At 73.1% G+C, this 15801-nt stretch carries 16 protein-coding genes and 1 pseudogene; 11 read left to right on the forward strand and 6 right to left on the reverse strand.

Annotated elements, in window-relative coordinates; translation table 11 throughout:
- Window positions 1–49 precede the first annotated feature (49 nt).
- A complete protein-coding gene (locus ACZ7OU_RS23750; protein ID WP_470256722.1) occupies window positions 50–2191 on the forward strand; it encodes a 2Fe-2S iron-sulfur cluster-binding protein in 2142 nt (713 codons plus the stop codon).
- Here the strand turns inward: ACZ7OU_RS23750 and ACZ7OU_RS23755 are convergent.
- Both ACZ7OU_RS23755 and ACZ7OU_RS23760 read right to left on the reverse strand, forming a co-directional pair.
- Window positions 2180–3190, reverse strand: coding sequence for an LLM class flavin-dependent oxidoreductase (locus ACZ7OU_RS23755; RefSeq protein WP_470256723.1), 1011 nt, complete (start codon window positions 3188–3190; stop codon window positions 2180–2182). The genes ACZ7OU_RS23750 and ACZ7OU_RS23755 overlap by 12 nt on opposite strands.
- 24 nt (window positions 3191–3214) lie before the next feature.
- A complete protein-coding gene (locus ACZ7OU_RS23760; RefSeq protein WP_470256724.1) occupies window positions 3215–3856 on the reverse strand; it encodes an NADPH-dependent F420 reductase in 642 nt (213 codons plus the stop codon).
- Window positions 3857–3973: 117 nt separating this feature from the next.
- Here ACZ7OU_RS23760 and ACZ7OU_RS23765 point away from each other — a divergent pair, with 117 nt between their 5' ends.
- The 10 genes and pseudogenes from ACZ7OU_RS23765 to ACZ7OU_RS23810 all read left to right on the forward strand — a co-directional run bounded on the left by ACZ7OU_RS23765 (window position 3974) and on the right by ACZ7OU_RS23810 (window position 12161).
- The gene (locus tag ACZ7OU_RS23765) at window positions 3974–4870 is read left to right on the forward strand and encodes a LysR family transcriptional regulator (RefSeq protein ID WP_470256725.1); all 897 of its coding nucleotides are present in this window, start codon (window positions 3974–3976) and stop codon (window positions 4868–4870) included.
- A gap of 40 nt (window positions 4871–4910) precedes the next feature.
- Window positions 4911–7343 (forward strand): tetratricopeptide repeat protein, encoded by a 2433-nt coding sequence (locus ACZ7OU_RS23770; RefSeq protein ID WP_470256726.1) that lies wholly within the window; start codon window positions 4911–4913, stop codon window positions 7341–7343.
- Between the two features lie 497 nt (window positions 7344–7840).
- On the forward strand, window positions 7841–8008 hold the full coding sequence (locus tag ACZ7OU_RS23775) for a hypothetical protein (RefSeq protein WP_470237904.1): 168 nt from the start codon (window positions 7841–7843) through the stop codon (window positions 8006–8008).
- A gap of 73 nt (window positions 8009–8081) precedes the next feature.
- Window positions 8082–8588 carry a MauE/DoxX family redox-associated membrane protein gene (locus tag ACZ7OU_RS23780; RefSeq protein ID WP_470256727.1) on the forward strand — a complete coding sequence of 169 codons (507 nt, stop codon included), beginning with the start codon at window positions 8082–8084 and terminating at the stop codon, window positions 8586–8588.
- Entirely contained in the window at window positions 8588–9091 is a 504-nt protein-coding gene (locus tag ACZ7OU_RS23785; RefSeq protein WP_470256728.1) for a TlpA disulfide reductase family protein, read from the forward strand. Before ACZ7OU_RS23780 ends, ACZ7OU_RS23785 begins: the two co-directional genes overlap by 1 nt.
- A 3-nt stretch (window positions 9092–9094) precedes the next feature.
- A complete protein-coding gene (locus ACZ7OU_RS23790) occupies window positions 9095–10912 on the forward strand; it encodes an ABC transporter ATP-binding protein (protein WP_470237901.1) in 1818 nt (605 codons plus the stop codon).
- Window positions 10909–11325, forward strand: a complete 417-nt coding sequence (locus tag ACZ7OU_RS23795) for a S26 family signal peptidase (protein ID WP_470256729.1) — start codon at window positions 10909–10911, stop codon at window positions 11323–11325. Before ACZ7OU_RS23790 ends, ACZ7OU_RS23795 begins: the two co-directional genes overlap by 4 nt.
- A gap of 78 nt (window positions 11326–11403) precedes the next feature.
- Window positions 11404–11448: pseudogene (locus tag ACZ7OU_RS23800) on the forward strand (hypothetical protein); the annotation flags it as partial.
- Between the two features lie 33 nt (window positions 11449–11481).
- A complete protein-coding gene (locus ACZ7OU_RS23805) occupies window positions 11482–11730 on the forward strand; it encodes a hypothetical protein (protein WP_470257670.1) in 249 nt (82 codons plus the stop codon).
- On the forward strand, window positions 11727–12161 hold the full coding sequence (locus ACZ7OU_RS23810) for a zinc ribbon domain-containing protein (protein ID WP_470256730.1): 435 nt from the start codon (window positions 11727–11729) through the stop codon (window positions 12159–12161). Before ACZ7OU_RS23805 ends, ACZ7OU_RS23810 begins: the two co-directional genes overlap by 4 nt.
- Before the next feature lie 338 nt (window positions 12162–12499).
- Here the strand turns inward: ACZ7OU_RS23810 and ACZ7OU_RS23815 are convergent, their stop codons facing one another.
- The 4 genes from ACZ7OU_RS23815 to ACZ7OU_RS23830 all read right to left on the reverse strand — a co-directional run bounded on the left by ACZ7OU_RS23815 (window position 12500) and on the right by ACZ7OU_RS23830 (window position 15801).
- Window positions 12500–14254 (reverse strand): hypothetical protein, encoded by a 1755-nt coding sequence (locus ACZ7OU_RS23815; protein WP_470256731.1) that lies wholly within the window; start codon window positions 14252–14254, stop codon window positions 12500–12502.
- A gap of 100 nt (window positions 14255–14354) precedes the next feature.
- Window positions 14355–14909, reverse strand: a complete 555-nt coding sequence (locus ACZ7OU_RS23820; protein ID WP_470256732.1) for an alkaline shock response membrane anchor protein AmaP — start codon at window positions 14907–14909, stop codon at window positions 14355–14357.
- On the reverse strand, window positions 14906–15433 hold the full coding sequence (locus ACZ7OU_RS23825; protein WP_470256733.1) for a DUF6286 domain-containing protein: 528 nt from the start codon (window positions 15431–15433) through the stop codon (window positions 14906–14908). The genes ACZ7OU_RS23820 and ACZ7OU_RS23825 overlap by 4 nt, the downstream gene beginning before the upstream one ends.
- The gene (locus tag ACZ7OU_RS23830; RefSeq protein WP_470256734.1) at window positions 15430–15801 is read right to left on the reverse strand and encodes an Asp23/Gls24 family envelope stress response protein; all 372 of its coding nucleotides are present in this window, start codon (window positions 15799–15801) and stop codon (window positions 15430–15432) included. The genes ACZ7OU_RS23825 and ACZ7OU_RS23830 overlap by 4 nt, the downstream gene beginning before the upstream one ends.

Raw genomic sequence — 15801 nt, forward strand, 5'->3', positions numbered from 1 at the left:
GCGGCAAAAGCGAGTAGCCGATATCTGAGCTATTGCTCATAATAATGTAGTGACCAGCGGAAACAAGACCCAGGGTGAGCGCCTGCTGACCACGGCGGGCGAGGTCGAGGCGATCCTGGGGCGGCCGCCGTCGATGATCATGCTGAAGCAGATCGGCGCCCTGGACGAGGGCTGCCGGACCGTCCTCGCGCACTCCCCGCTGGCGGGCTTCGGCTACCGCGACGCCCACGGCGTCAGCCGGACGACGTTCCTCGGCGGTGCGCCGGGCTTCGTGCGCGTCCACTCGCCCACGCGGATCTCCTTCGCCCTCCCCGACGGCGAGGCGCACGGCCCGGTGTCGTTCGTCTTCCTCCTGCCGGGCGTCGGGGAAACGTTGCGCGTCAACGGCTCCGTGGCCAAGCGGAAGGGGGCCGAGACCTTCGTCGACGTCGAAGAAGCGTACGTGCACTGCGCGCAGGCCGTCATCCGCTCACGGCTGTGGCAGCCACCCGCCCCCGCCGGGCCGGTGCCCGAAGTCGACGGCGACGGTCCGCTGCGCGGCCCCGGCGTCGCGGAGTTCCTCGCCGCCGCGCCGTTCCTTGCTCTGTCCACTTGGGACGGTTCGGGTGGCGGCGACACCAGCCCCCGCGGCGACCGGCGGACCGTGGCGCGGATCCTCGACGGCCGGACGCTGGCGATCCCGGACCGCAAGGGCAACAAGCGCGCGGACAGCCTCCACAACGTGCTCCAGGACGACCGCGTGTCCTTCGCCGCGCTCGTCCCGGGCCGGACCGGGGTGCTGCACGTCAGCGGCCGGGCGTCGATCACGGACGACCCCGCGTTGCTGGTGCCGATGGCGTTGCGCGGGACACCGCCGCACGCGGCGCTGCTCATCGACGTCGACCACGCCGAGGTGACCGCGAGCGACGCGGTGCGCTCGCGGGTGTGGACCCCGGCCGCGCACCTGGAGCGCGGCACGGTGCCGGACCTGATGGTGCTGGCCGGCGACCACCTCGCCGCGAACATGGCCGAGGCCCAGGGCGGCCTGCTTCCCCGCGTGCTCAAGGCCGTCTCGGCGATCCCCGGCCTCGGCCGCATCATGCGGCTGGTGATGAACCGCGCCTACGCGTCCGGGCTGCGGAAGGAGGGCTACGACGACGTCGAGGTCAACGCGCCGCGGGCGGCCGGAACCTCGGTGGAGAACGGCTTGCGGGAGGTGCGCGTCGCGGAGGTGCGCCGGGAGACCGCGGACGCGGTCACGCTCGTGCTGGAAGACGCCGAGCACCCGGATGCGTTCGACTTCCGGCCCGGCCAGTTCTTCACGCTGATCGCCGACATCGACGGCCGCCCGGTGCGGCGCGCGTACTCGGCGTCCTCGGCACCGGGGACGGCGCGGCTGGAGGTCACGATCAAGCGGGTCGACGGAGGCCGGTTCTCGACCCACACCCTGCGCGCGGGCGACCGGCTGTCGGTGCGCGGCCCGTCCGGATCGTTCCACGCCGACCCGGCGGCCGGGTACGACGTGGTGCTGATCGCCGCGGGCAGCGGTGTGACGCCGATGATGAGCGTGATCCGCACGCTGCTCGCGGTGGCGCCGGCGGGCCGGATCGCTTTGCTCTACATCAATCGCAGCGAGGCCGACGTCATCTTCGCTTCCGAACTCCGGCGGCTGGAAGACGCGAACCCGGACCGGTTGTCGGTCACGCACGTCCTGACGCGACGCCAAGGCCGCCTCGACGCGGCGGGCGTGCACGGTTGGCTGGCCGAGCTGGGCCCATCGGACGACGCCCGGTACTACCTGTGCGGACCGGAGGCGTTGATGGAGACGGTCCAGGTCGTGCTTACCGAGCGCGGGGTACCGGGGGAGCGGGTGCACCATGAGCGCTACACGAGTGGGGCGGACACGGTGGCTGCTGTGACTGCGCCTCAGCGGATGGTCGTCGAGGAGGGGGCGCACGAGGTCGGGGCGGTGGTGGTCGAGCCGGGTCAGACGCTGCTCGCCGCCGGGTTGGCGGCCGGGTTGCCGATGCCGTACTCGTGCACGGTCGGCAATTGTGGGGACTGCATGGTGAAGCTGCGGGGTGGTGAGGTTGCGATGAGTGGGCCGAACTGCTTGACCGCCGGGCAGAAGTCCGAGGGGTACATCCTTGCCTGCGTGGGTTTTCCCTCGTCGACGGTCACTGTGGACATCACCGATCCGTCAGCCGCGTAGGTACGGCAGTACCTCGGCGCCGAGGCGGGTGACGTTCGCCAGGGTGCGACTCCGATCGCCGGTGCCGTCGACCAACGCGATCACATGGTCGATACCCGTGCGTTCCGCGCCCAGCTCGAGCCGCTCGACGCAGTCGGCCGCGCTGCCCACGGGATGCAGCCCGCACAACAGATCCGTGTACCTCTCGGGATCCTGACGCGACCGGGCCCGGCCGTCGATCGGCTGGTAGCCGGCCAGGCCCTCGGCCAGCCAGCCCGGCATTGCCGCCCGCAGCTCCGCCACCGCCTGCTCGCGGGTATCAGCGACGTGGGCGAGCACGGCCGAAACATGCCCGACGCCGTCGGGATCGTGGCCGGCGGTGCGCGCCGCCTGGGCGTAGTGCTCGACCATTGCCGCCTTCTCGCTGTCGCTCATCTGCAGGCCCAGCAGCATCGGCAGCCTGCGGGCCGCGGCCAGTTCGGCTGTCGCGGCCGACGTGCAGGCCACCACCACGGGCGGGTGCGGCCGGGTCAGCGGCCTCGGCACCATGGACACCTCGCGGAACGCGAAATGGTTCCCGGTCGCCGCGATCCGTTGCCGTGTCAGGGATTCGAGCAAGAGGTCGAGGCTTTCGGCGAAGCCTTCCTCGTAGCGGGCGAGGCCGGTGCCGAACACCTCCAGATCCACCCACGGCCCGCCCCGGCCGACGCCGAGCCGGAGCCTTCCGTCGCTGAGCTGGTCCAGCAACGCGACCTGCTCGGCCAGCAGCACCGGGTGCGTCGTGGACAGCACGCTGACCGCGGTACCGATGGCGATCCGCGACGTGCTCCCCAGCGCGTGCGCGGCGAAGGTGATCGCCGACGGGCACGTCCCGTACGACATGAAGTGGTGCTCCGCGATCCAGGCGTCGTCGAAGCCCGCGGTCTCCGCGCACGCCACTGTGTCGCGGGCCCGGCGCAGCGCCATTCCGTCGTCCTGACCGGGAAACCTTCCCGCCAGGACGAACACCCCGACCCGCATCCGGCCTCCCCGCCCTCGCAGCGCTCAACGCCGTGAAGGTAACGCGCCCGGTTCGTCGACGCCGAGGGTGAAGTCGAAGTTCCCCACGCCGTGGTTGGCCAGGCTGATCATCAGCAGACCCGCTCCTTCCAGCCAGCGCGCCATCTCCAGGCCACCGGCGTCCAGCGGACGCAGCCCGAGGCTCTCGACGAACGCCGACACGCTCGTCTTGGCCCGCGCGTCGTCGCCGGCGAACAGGACGTCCAGCCGGCGGCCCGGGGCCAGGATGTGGCCGAAGACGGTGTTGAACGCCTTCACGACGTGCGTGCTCGCCGGGACGGCCTTCGCGACCTCTTGCGCGGCGGAACTGCCGTCGGGGGTGGCGAGGCCCTTGAGATCGGGGGCGACGGGGTTGCAGATGTCGATGACGACCTTGCCGGCCAGCGCGTCCCCGTACCGGGCGACGACCGGCAGGACACCGGCGTACGGCACGGCGAGGATGACGAGGTCGCCGGCCGGGGCGGTGCCGAACGTCCCGGCCGTGGCGCCGCCGCCGAGCGCCGCGGCCAGTTCCTCGGCCTTGGCCCGGTCGCGGCCGATGACCTCGACGGCGTTGCCGCCCTCGACCGCGCGGGTGGCCAGTGCCCTGGCCATGGTTCCCAGGCCGATGATGCTGACGCTGCTCATGGGTTTCCTGCTTTCCGATCGGTTACCTGTCCAGGCTGGCATCGGCCCGAATCGGCGTCCAAGACCCGTTTCGGCCGCGGTGATAACCTGAAGGCATCACCAGATCGGGGAGGCGCCATGGATCTGGACCTGCGCAAACTGCGCTACTTCGTCGCCGTGGCCGACCGGTTGCACTTCGGCCGCGCCGCCGAGGAGCTGCACATCGCGCAGCCGGCGCTCAGCCGCCAGATCCGCGCGCTGGAACAGGATCTCGGCGCCGCGCTGTTCACCCGGGACCGCCACGGCGTCGAGCTGACCGACGCGGGCCGGCAGCTCCTTGCCGACGCCGGTCCGCTGCTGGCGTCCGCGCACGCCGCCCGCCGCCGGGTTTCCGTGGCCGCCCGCGGCGGGCGGCGGCTGGTGGTCGGCTTCCGGGCCGGCATCCCGGTCATCCCGGCGGCGCGGGCGTTCGAGGCCCGGCATCCGGACGTCGTCGTGGACGTGCAGCGGATGGAGTGGGACGACCAGGCGCCGATGCTGCTCGACGGCCGCGTCGACGTCGGCTATGTGCGGCTGCCCATCGACGAGACCGGTCTGCGCGTGACTCCGCTGTACGCCGAGCCGCTCATGGTGGTGCTGCCCGCGGGCCACCGGCTGGCCGGCAAGGAGGAGGTCACCGAAGCCGACCTGGCCGGTGAGCCGCTGGTCTGGCACGACCCGGGCACGCTGCCCACCAGCCGCCCGTTCCCCGACTCCGGGCTCCGGGTGCGCGGGGTGGAGGAGAAGCTCGAGCACGTCGCGGCCGGGCGGGGCATCTCGTTCGCGGAGCGTTCGGAGACCGTGTTCTATTCGCGTCCGGACATCAGCTACGTCCCCATCCCGGAGCTCGCGCCCGGCCAGGTGTGCCTCGCGGTGGCGGCGTCACGCACCTCGCCGCTGGCCGACGGCTTCTTCGCCGCCGCGCGGGCGACGGCCGGGATCACGGCGGAATGCGGGAACGCCGAGGCCTATTCGGACGGTCGCGGAGAAGGGTAAACCGCGCCCCCTGACCGCGGATCGCGGCCACCATGGCGACATGGCGTTCACCGAACCACCCGATCCCGGCCGCGCGGGTACGCTGGCCGAGCTCATCGCGCAGTTGCGGCTGCTCAAAGCCTGGGCGGGCGGCCCTTCCTACGCGCACATCGCCGAGCGGGTCAACCGGCTCTGGACCGCCGCCGGGCGGCCGCCCGGGGAGCGCACCGCCCGGACGACCGTCGCCGACTGCTTCAAGGTCGGCCGGGCCCGGCCCAACACCGATCTCCTGCTGGCCGTGGTCGAGGTGCTGCACCCGGATCCGGGTTATGTCGCCGGCTGGCAGGACATGCTGCGGGTCGTCCGCAGCCGCGCGGAGGCGGCGACCTTCGTGCAGGCTCAGCTCGGCCTGCCCGAGGCGATCCCGCACTTCACCGGGCGCCGGGCGGACCTCGCGGGGCTGTGCGCGGTGCTCGGCGACGCCGCGGGCGGGCACGTGTCGGCCATCGCGGGCATGGCCGGGGTCGGCAAGACCGGGCTGGCCGTGCACGTCGGCCACGAGCTGCTGCGCACGGGCCGGTTCGACAACGCGCTCTTCGTGAACCTGCGCGGGTTCCACCCCGATCCCGGCCGGCCGCCGGTGGATCCCGGCGCGGTGCTCGACTCGTTCCTGCGGCTGCTCGGCGTGCCCGGGCACGCGGTCCCCGCCGACCTGGCGGGCAAGCAGCGGGCGTACCGGGAGCGTTCGGCCGGGCGGCGCCTGCTGGTCGTCCTCGACGACGCGCGCGGCGAGGACCAGGTCCGGCCGCTGCTGCCCGACGAGCGGGGCGGGCCGGTGCTCGTCACGAGCCGCACCGCGCTCTCCGGGCTGACCGGCGCGGCGCACGTGCGGCTGGACACGCTGAGCCCGGACGACGCGCTGGCCTACCTGCGGCGCACCGTCGGCGTCGAGAGGGTCGACCAGGAGCTCGACGTGGCCCGGCGGATCACCGCCGAGCTGGGCAACCTGCCGCTCGCGCTGACCCTCGCCGCGTTGCGGATGACCGCGCCCGCGCACCGGTCGTGGCTGCTCGCCGACCACCTGGAGCGGCTCGAGCAGCGGCGCGCGCACCTGCGCCTGGACAACGTCGTGGACGCGTCCATCAGCCTGTCCTACGACCAGCTCGGCGAACCGGAACGGCGCGCCTTGCGGCTGCTCGCCCTGCACCCGGGCACGGACCTGGACGCCTACGGCATCGCCGCGCTCGCCGGGACGGGCCTGGCCGAGGCGACCCGGACCGCGGACCGGCTCGTCGCCGCGAGCCTGGTGCGGCGCGGCGAGGGGGACCGGTTCGAGCTGCACGACCTCATCCGCGCGTTCGGGATGGCCCGGGCCGAGGACGAGGACGTCTCCGCCGGCCGGCGGGCCGCGCTGTCCGGCCTGCTCGACTACTACACGTTCGCCACCGCGACCGCGATGGACCACTACGCGCCGCGCGTGCGTGGCCACCGGCCGCAGGTCCCCGACCCCGGCTTGCCGATCCCGCCGCTGACCGACCGCGAGCTGGCGGCCGCGTGGCTGGACGCCGAACGGGCGAACCTGGTCAGCGCCGGCGTCCACGGGGTGCGGTCGGGCCACGCCGGGCTGCTCTCGCGGATCCTGTTCCGGTACCTGCAGACCGGCGGTTACATCCGGGAGGCGCTGGTCCTGCACACGAGCGCGACGGAGTCGGCGGACCCGGTCGCCCGCGGGCACGCGCTGGTGAGCCTCGCGGCCACCCACAGCCAGGTCGGCCGCTACGAGGTGGCGACGCGGCACGCCGAACAGGCGCTGGACTGCTTCCGCGGCGCGGACGACCGCGAGGGCGAGTGCCGGGCGCTCGGCACGCTGGGCGCGATCGCGTCGTGGAACGCCGACTTCGTGCGCTCGGCGGGGTTCCTGCGGGAGGCGCTGACCCTGGCCCGCGCGGTCCGCGACCGGTCGGCCGAACGCACCGCGCTGACCAACCTCGGTTACGTCTACGGCCGGCTGGGCTGGTACGCCGAGGCGCTGGAGATCCACGTGAAGGCGCTCGCCATCGACCAGGAGACCGGCGACCTGTCCGACACGGGCCGCACCCTGCTCAACATCGGCGACACGCACCTGCGGTCCGGCCGGCGCGCGGAGGCCTGCGGTTACTTCCGCCGCGCGACGGCGATCGCCGAGCAGGCGGGCGACCGCGACCTCCACCTGGAAGCCCTGCTGTGCCTCGCGGACGCGTCTTTGGAACTCGGCCGCACGGCCCCCGCCCGGACGACGTACGAGTGCGCGCTCGCGATGGCGGCGGACCTCGGCGTCATGCACCACGCGGCCCGCGCGCACACCGGCCTCGCCCGGGCCCTGACCGCGCTCGGCGACCCGGGACGCGCCCGCGACCACTGGCTGGAAGCTCGCGATCACCACCGTGAGCTGGGCTTGCCGGAACCGGCTGAGATCACCGCGGGTGCCGGGTGGTCGGTCGCGGCCGGTGGGTGAGGTGCAGGTGTCGCGCGTGCCGAGTCAGCCGGGCCGCTGTCGGGCGCCGGGCTGTCGGTGAACGTCGGACGCGCGAGCCGGGTGCCGGGCTGCTGTCGGTGAACTTCGGGCGCGCGGGCCGGATGCCGGTGTCGCCCGTGCCGAGCAGGCCCGGCTCCCGGGCACCGGGCTGTCGGTGAACTTCGGGCGCGAGTCGGGTGCCGGGCTGTCGTGAACTTTGGGCACGCGAGTCGGGTGCCGGTGTCGCGCGTGCCGGGTCAGCCGGGCCGCTGTCGGTGAACTTCGGGCGCGCGAGCCGGTGCCGGTGTCGCGCGCGAGTCGGGTGCCGGGCCGCGGCCGGCGAACCCCGGACCCGCGAGCCGGGTGCCCCGGTGGCGGCGTCCGGGTTCGTCCGGGATTGCTGCCCGGGGACGTCGCCGACCGCGATGCTCGCAGCCGGTGCGGGAACGCGGAAACGCTTCCCGCACCGTGGACATCCACCGTCGAAGGGAGAAACCATGGGGCGCCTGATCGACCGCGTGCTGGCCCGGATCGTGCCCACCGCCGAAGCCTCCGCCTGCGCTGGCGGCTACTTCTGCAACTCCGCCGGCCACCCCGGCTACTGGTACCGGTTCTGCTGCCCGCAGACCGGCTGCGAGTGGTCCAAGGTCCGCAGCACCTGCTGACCACCGGTCCCGAGCCTGCCGGGCGGTGTCCGCGGGAAGTCCCGTGGCCACCGCCCGGCCGGGATGGAGTGACATGGAGTACCTCCGGGCGTCCTGCGCGGCGCTGATCGCGGTGGTGTTCGCCGTCTCGGCGGTGTCGAAGCTGCGGGACTTCCGCGGGTTCGCGCGGTCGGTGCCCGTGCTGGTGCCGATGCCCGCGAGGTGGGTCCCGCCGGTGGCGGTGGCCGTCGTGGCCGCCGAAGGGAGCATCGCGGTCCTCGTGGTCGTGCCCGCCGTCGCGACGGCGGGGTTCGTCCTCGCAACCGGCTTGCTGCTGGCCTTCACCGCCGCCATCGCCGCTTCGCTTCGCCGCGGGCAGCGGGCGCCGTGCCGCTGCTTCGGCGCGGCCGAGACGCCGGTCGGCCCGCGTCACCTGGCCCGCAACGCCGTGCTGGTCTGCTTCGCCGTCCTCGGCGCGCTCGGGCCGGCGCACCTGCCGTCCCTCGCCGGAGCCGCCGTCGCGGTGACGGCGGGCGTGGTGGTGGCCGTATTCGTCCTCGCGATGGATGACATCGCCGTCGTGTTCGCAAGGAGTTCCTGATGCCCTTCGTCGTCGCCGCCCTGGTGCTGCTCGGCCTGTTGTGCCTGCTGAACCTGCTCCTGACCGTCGGGATCCTGCGCCGGATGCGGGCACAGACCGAGCACCGGCCCGGGGCGATGTTCGCGCTGCGCTCCGGCTCCGCCATCGGCGAGTTCACCGCCACCACCACCGACGGCGAACCGGTCAGCACCGCTGCGCTGCAAGGCACGGTGGCGTTCTTCTCCGCCGACTGCGCCGCCTGCCACGACACCCTGCCGGACTTCCTCGCCTACGCACGCGAACAGGGCCGCGACAACGTCCTCGCCGTCGTCGGCGGCGACGACCCGGACACCGTGCGCGCACTCACCGACGTCGCGCGGGTGGTGGCGGCGGACCTCGACGGCGGCCCGGTCGCCGCCGCGTTCCGCAACACCTGGACCCCCGCGCTGTACGTGGTCGCCGACGGGCGGGTGGTCGCGACCGCGGGCCGCGTGCACGAGCTGCCCGTGCCCGCCGGGCGCTGACCGGTGCGCGAACCGGACCGGCGGATCGGCGCGGACCAGGTGCGGGCGGCGGGTGCGGCCGCCGCCGTGCTGCTGTGGCGTTCCGGCCGGGCGCGGCTGGTGGGGCTCCTGGTCATGACGGCGGCCGCGGCCACCGCGCCGATCGCCACCGCCTGGCTGACCAAGCTGGTCCTCGACCGGCTCGTCTCGCGCACCGGCGCGGTCGGCGGCCTCGCCGCGGCGCTGGTGCTCGCCGGGCTCGCCCTCGCCGCGCTGCCCCTGGTGGTGCACTACGTCCGCGCGCAGATCGGCCGCTCGGCGAGCACGGTCGCCACCGACGGGCTGTTCGACGCGCTGGGCCGTCAGGTCGGGTTGCGCACCTTCGAGAACCCCGCCTACCAGGACCGGCTGCGGCTGGCCCAGGAGAGCTGCGGCCGGATGCCGGAGATCGTCGACGGCGTCGGCGGCACGCTCAGCGGGACGCTCTCGCTGGCCGGCTTCCTCGGCTCGCTGCTCCTCCTGAGCCCGGCGATGGCCGGTGTCGTGCTGGCCGCCGCGATCCCCGCGTTGCTCGCCGAACTGCTGCTGGCCCGGCGCCGCGCCGCGGTGGAGTGGCGCATCGAGCGGTTCGCCCGGCGCGAGTTCTTCTACAGCCAGCTGCTCACCGGCATCGCCGCCGCGACCGAGATCCGGCTGTTCGGCATCGGGGCGTTCCTGCGCGCCCGGATGATGGACGAGCGCCGCAGCGCCAACGACGCCCAGCGCCGCATGGACGAACGCGAGCTGTGGACCATGGGCGGGCTGACGGCGCTGAGCGCGGGAGTCGCCGGTGCCGGGCTCTGGTGGGCGATCACGTCGGCGCGCGACGGGTCGCTCAGCGCCGGGGACGTGTCGATGTTCGTGGCCGCCGTCGCCGGGGTGCAGGCCGCGCTGGGCACGCTGGCGTCGTCGATCGCCGGCGGCCAGGCCCGGCTGCTGTCGTTCGCGCACTACGTCGCCGTCGTCCGCGCGGAACCCGATCTGCCGAGCGGGTCCGGTGACGCGGCGCCCGCGTTGCGGCGGGAGCTCGAGCTGCGCGACGTGTGGTTCCGCTACAGCGACGACCACCCGTGGGTGCTGCGCGGGGTGAACCTCACCATCCCGCACGGCGCGGCGGTCGCGCTGGTCGGCCTCAACGGCGCGGGCAAGAGCACGCTCGTGAAGTTGTTGTGCCGCATGTACGACCCGACGCGTGGGCGGATCCTCTGGGACGGCGTGGACCTGCGCGACATCCCGCCCGCGTTGCTGCGCGACCGGATCAGCGCGGTGTTCCAGGACCACATGAACTACGACATGACCGCGGCCGAGAACATCGGGCTCGGCGAGCTGTCCGCGATGAACGACCGGGCCAGGCTGGTGGACGCGGCGACCCGGGCGGGCGCGCACGACCGGATCGCCGCACTGCCGCGCGGTTACGACACGCCGCTCACTCGGATCTTCGAGATCGGCACCGAGGACACCTCGACCGGCGTCGTGCTCTCCGGCGGCCAGTGGCAGCGTCTGGCGCTGGCCCGTTCCCTTGTCCGGGAAGGGCGCGACCTGATGATCCTCGACGAGCCGAGCTCCGGTCTCGACCCGGAGGCCGAACACGAGGTGCACGCCCGCATCCGCGAGCACCGGCAGGGTCGCACGAGCCTGCTCATCTCGCACCGGTTGAGCGCGGTGCGCGGCGCGGACCGCATCGCGGTGCTCGAGGACGGCCGGGTCAGCGAGCTGGGCACGCACGACAGCCTGCTCGCCGACGACGGCGGGTACGCGCGCCTGTTCCGCCTGCAGGCCGACGGTTACCAGGCGGTGCCGTGAGAATCCTGGTCTTCCTCGGGCTCCTGACCGCCATCATCGCCCGCCGGGTGCTGATCCTGACCACAGTGGACGGTGCGAGCATGGCCCCGGCGTTGCGTTCCGGCGACCGGGTCCTGGTGCGCCGGACCCGCCGCGCGCGACGCGGTCAGGTGGCCCTGCTGCGTTACCCGCCGTTGCCGAGCGGAGCGTCGACGGGGGAGCAACTGCTGCTCAAGCGCGTGGTGGCGGTGGCGGGTGACCGTGTCCGGCCTGATTGGGCCGACCCGGACGTGCACGGGCTGGGCGGAGCGGTGGTGCCCGCGGGCTGCACCGTCGTCCTGGGCGACAACCGGCCGACCAGCTGGGACTCCCGGCACTACGGGTTCGTGCCAAGGGAGCGGATGATCGGCGTGGTGGTGCGGCACGTCCGGTGAGGCGGGGACCGTTCCGCCGTGACGGTGAGAACCGCCGCCGATGTGTAACGCCTCCTTGCCGCTCGCGGACTACGAGGCATGGACTCGTGCTCGAGATGCGGCCGGGAACTCGGCTCCCAGGCGAAGTTCTGCGGCGCGTGCGGCACTCCTGTCAGCGTGCTCCCGCCCGAGACCCGGGACGAACCGGTCGCCGTCGCACCGGGTGCGCCGAGGCAGACGACGCGGCCGAAGCGGACGGCCGTCGTCGTGGTCGCCGCGGCCGTGGTCGTCGCCGCGGCCGGTGTGACGACTTTCGCCCTCACCCGCAACCCGGCACCGCGCAACCCGGCACCGCGCAACCCGGCACCGCGCAACCCGGCACCGCGCAACCGGACACCACTCAGCCGGGCACCACGGCGGCGGTGAGCATCCCCACCGCCGCGGCGCAACCGCTGACGTCGACGGAAGTCGCCACCACCACTGCGACCGAGGCGGACCTCCGCCGCCAGGTCGCCCAGGACAGCGCGGTCGCCGAAAGCCTGGTCGGGAAATGGGTTCCGCAGCTGTCCTCGAAGGGCCTGGGCCTCGTCGTCGGCACCACCACCTACGACTACCCGGCGATCATGGCCGACTTCCAGACCCTCCGCACCCGCTTCCCCGACGCCGTCATGGTCAACTCGAGTGACTTCAAGACCTTCTCGCGCAAGAACTTCTGGGTCACCCTCGAGGCGAAGGTCTTCCCGGACGCCGACACGGCCAACGCCTGGTGCGACGAGCAGAACTTCGCCCGCGAGGACTGCCACGCCAGCCGGCTGACCCACGCCGGCGGCCCGGCCGGCAACTCCAAACCCCGCTGACCCCAACGGAACCTAGCCGAACAGCTTCGTCACCAGCTCCGCGATCTTGGCCGCGGGTTCGGTCAGCGAGCCGATCAGGCTGGTGACCGTCTTCCAGCGCGAGCTGACGGCCACCCCGCGGCGCGTCGCTCCGCAGTTCCGCCTCGATCCTCTCCAGCGCCTGACGGACCTCCTCGCGGTCGGGCTCCGGTGCCGACGCGGCGATCGCCTCCCGCGAGCGCGTCAGCTCCGCGATGAGGTCCTGGATCGACGCGCCGGCCGCCGCCGAGTCGTTGTGGACCGTGGCGTTCTTGCCGATGGCGCTGCCGGAGATGTGCGCGTCCCGCATGTCGAACCGGTCACCCATGGGTCTGCTTTCCCTTCGCCGCACCGCTGGTGGTCACCTTGCTGTTCGTGCCGACCGCCGAGTCGACGAACGTGCTGCCGCGCATGTCGTAGCTGTTGACGACCGGGTCGGCCAGTTTCATGAACTCGACGACCGAGTAGCCGCGCTCCTGGAGGTACTGCCCGACCGCGCGGAACAGCGTCGCGTCCAGGATCTTCACGTACCGTTCGGCGTCGACGTCCTGGAAGTAGCTCTGCACGCGCTCGGCCTGGGCCAGCTCGCGCAGGCTGCGGTCGGCGCCGTACTTGGCCGGGACGGCCTCGTCCAGGTCCTGCCGCAGCGGCTTGAACGGCCGGAACACCGACAGCCCGCGGCGGAACACCGTCGCCGGCAGGAGCCACAGATCCAGGAAGGCGTGGCCCAGCGACCGGGCGAGCGAGTGGTGCCGGTCGATCGCGCGGTACTCCGGGGCGATCGGCAGCAGCGCGAGGAACTGCCACTCCAGGTACAACATCCGCTGGTCCGTCCCGGCGTGCACGTAGCACGACGTGGTCAGGTCCCGGTCCCAGGACTCGACGCGGTAGCACCGGTAGTACCGCGCCCATTCGACGACGCTGTCGGCCAGCGCCCGCGCCTTCTCGACCGGCAGGCGGCGGGCGGGTGCGCGGTCGAGGTCCGCCAGCACCTCGGGGACCGACCGGTGGTCGACGACCAGCCGGTCGGCCGGCACGAGCACCTGTTCGCGGTGAGTCAGGTTTTCGAGGCGGCGCCCCGGTCCGAGCGACGACGTCTCCTTCAGCGCCTCGATCGCCGCGCCGACGTGGTCCTGCAACTCCGTGACGCTGATGTGCCGGGGGTCGACGTCGTCGTCGGACGAGTCGAGCGGCAGGGCGATGACCTGCCGGTGCACCGGGACGCCGGCGCCGACGAACGGGGAAAACCCGCGGTGCACCACCACATCGGCGCTCGTTTCATGGCCGGCGCCGGCTTCCTCGGCGGCGACCACGCGCTCCAGCGGCAGGTGGAAGGCGTCGAGCCCCAGGCCGCGGAGCCGGCGTTCCCATTCGGCGGAGCTCCGGCGCCCGTCGGCGACGAACGTGGCGCGGCGGAAGCGGCGCAAGACCAGGAACCGCACGGCGAACAGGTCGGTGAGCAGGACCCCGGCGATCAGCAGAACCAGCACGACGGTCACGACGACGACCTGGACGGCGCTGTCGGTGGCCGTGGAGGTGAGGGGACGCGAGGAGCTGAAGCTCGAAGAGCTCCCGGAAGACACCATGTCGCTGACCCCGCTGAACACCTCCAGCCCCAGCACCATCGCCGCGGCGGCCAGCAATCCCGCCGCCACGACGAAGTTGCCGATGCCGCGCACCCGGAACCGGCCCGGGATCGCCGCCAGCACGACGGCGCCCAGGAGCCAGGCCATCAGCACCACCGGATCGGCGAACAGGAGCACCAGCAGGAGCACCAGGAGCACCCCGTCGCGGATGCGACGCCGCGTGCGCGACGCGACCGCCTCGCGCAGCACCGCGGCGGTGTCCACGCCGGGTGTGGGTGGGAGCGAGCGCAGCGGTTCGACCAGGAACTCCCGCATCGCCGCGTTCGCGTAGTCCTCACTGAGCTGCGCGGCGGCGCACAGGTAGCGGGTCGTGTTGTCCCGGCGGGTCAGGGTCGCGCCGCACTGCTGGCAGAACCCGTCCCCGGGCCGGTTGACCGCGCGACACCGCCAGCAGCTCTGGTTCCGCCCCGCACCGACATCGACCGCCATGGCGTTCCTCCTGACCGGCTCTTCCGGCCAGGAGTCGTCCGCCGTGCGGTGCCGTGTTACAGACTCCGTACCCCCGAACGTGTGATGCTTCGGCGAGTCGCTACCGGGCGCGGACTCCGGTCTTCGTGGTGAACCGGAACTCGACGGTCACCGGCAGGGCGTCGACGTCGACGGCCTGGCGCAGCCGCGGGAGGCCGTGGGTGTCGAGCCGGTGGCGGATGGCCGTGAGGTCGGCGTCCTGGTCGGCTCGGACGATCAGGGCCAGCGCGGGGTTTTCGCGGGTGCCGGCGAGCGTCGCCTGCGCCGTGTGGATGCCGGGGTACGTCCGGACTTCGGTGAGGAACGGCTCGATCGCCGTGCCGGCCGGCAGTTCGGTGCGGCCGCGGCCGGGGTCCGTGGCGAAGATCCACGTGTGGGTCTTCGGTTTCCGGCTCAGCTGGGCGGCGAGCCACCGCAGCAGCACGAGGCCGAGGAGCACCGCGGCCGCGGCGGTGACGTACCAGACCCACGTCGGTGGCGGCGCGGTGCCGGGCACGAGCGGCGTCTCGGGGGCGAGAACCGTCAGCTTGCCGAAGTGGAGGGCGACGGCGAACCCGCCGGCGGCGACCAGCAGCAGGCCGATCAGGGCCAGCAGAGCCCGGTTGAGACCGCTCATGATGCGCTCCTGGTGGCCTTGACCTTGACGTGCACCGCGGGGACGGTGGCGGGGGCGATCCGGGCGAGCCGCTCGGAGATCGCGGCGTGGACGGCCTCGGCGAGACCTTCGGTGGTGGTGCGTTCGGTGCGCACGCGGGCGGTTACCTTGCGGCGCTTGAGCTTCAGCGTCGTCCCCGACACGCCGTCGACGCCGGATGCCGCGGCACGCAGGGCGGAGCGGTAGCTGTGCCGGGACGCTCCTGATTCCAGCTCGCCCTGCAGGGGAAGCACGGTGAGCTTGCCCGGGAGTACCGCGGCGAGGAGCAGGACGAGTCCGAGCAGCGCGGCGACGCCCCCGGCGACCGCCGGGATCAGGTCGCTCCACCGCTGTCCGTGCAACCAGCCGGCGACGCTGTCGTAGCCGATCAACGGCGGTTGCCCGGTGATCATCTGGATCGCGGAGACCGCGGCGAGCACGCACGCGCCGAGCAGGACGAGCGCCGTGAGTGCGGCGGGGATGCTGCGACGGGGCCGGCGTTTCACTGGACCCTCCTCGTTTCGGTGACGTCGGTGTGCAGCGCGGTCACGGTGATGTCGACGCGCTCGATGCTCAAGCCGGTCAGCTCGTGCACCCGGTTGGTGAGGTGCTCACGGACGGCGTCGCCGGTCTTGAGCACCGAACGCGGATAGCTGATCGACAGGCGTACCGAGAGGGTCGCGGTGCCGCCGGTGACCTTCGCGGCGACTTTGGCGCTGTGGTCCGGGTCTTCCCCGCCGACGGCGACGCCGAGGAGCCGCGTGGCGGCGCCGCCGACGCCGTCGACCTCGGTGACGGCTTGGGCGGCGATCCGCTCGACGGTCGTGTCGGCGATGGTGAGCGTGCCGCGGTCGGTGCTGGTCGCGGTGGTCAT

The sequence above is a fragment of the Amycolatopsis sp. NPDC114505 genome (assembly GCF_055633615.1).